Source organism: Flavobacterium cupreum (assembly GCF_003996965.1).
Lineage (GTDB): Bacteria > Bacteroidota > Bacteroidia > Flavobacteriales > Flavobacteriaceae > Flavobacterium > Flavobacterium cupreum.
In genome coordinates, this window is the sequence record NZ_QWDM01000173.1 from 1 (window position 1) to 319 (window position 319).

Annotated in this window: 1 protein-coding gene; it reads right to left on the reverse strand. The window is 74.9% G+C overall.

Going from position 1 to position 319, the window contains the following annotated elements; translation table 11 throughout:
• Positions 1-319 (reverse strand): SbcC/MukB-like Walker B domain-containing protein (locus tag D0817_RS27090; protein WP_134737811.1); only part of this gene is annotated, 319 nt, incomplete at both ends.

Genomic DNA, 319 nt, shown 5'->3' on the forward strand with positions numbered 1-319 from the left:
CGATGCCGGCAAAAGCTGCGGCGAGCAGCACCAGGCGCGGCGCGTGTGGCGAGCCGCCGTGGCGGTAGAAGCTCGATACCGCCGCGAACAGCGGCACCGTCAGGCCCAGCGCGCGTTCGCCGCTGGACGCGGGACCGGACAGGGGCCGCCACTGGCCGTCCTGCCAGCGCAGCACCCGGAAGCGATGCCAGCGCCGGTAGTCGAGCGCGCGCCCGAGCATCTCGAGCAGGCTGCCCCCGCCTCCGGACTCGGCGTCGACGCGCGCGCGCTCGCCGCTGATGCGGGTCTGCAGCATCGCGCCGACCACCTTGCGGTCCTG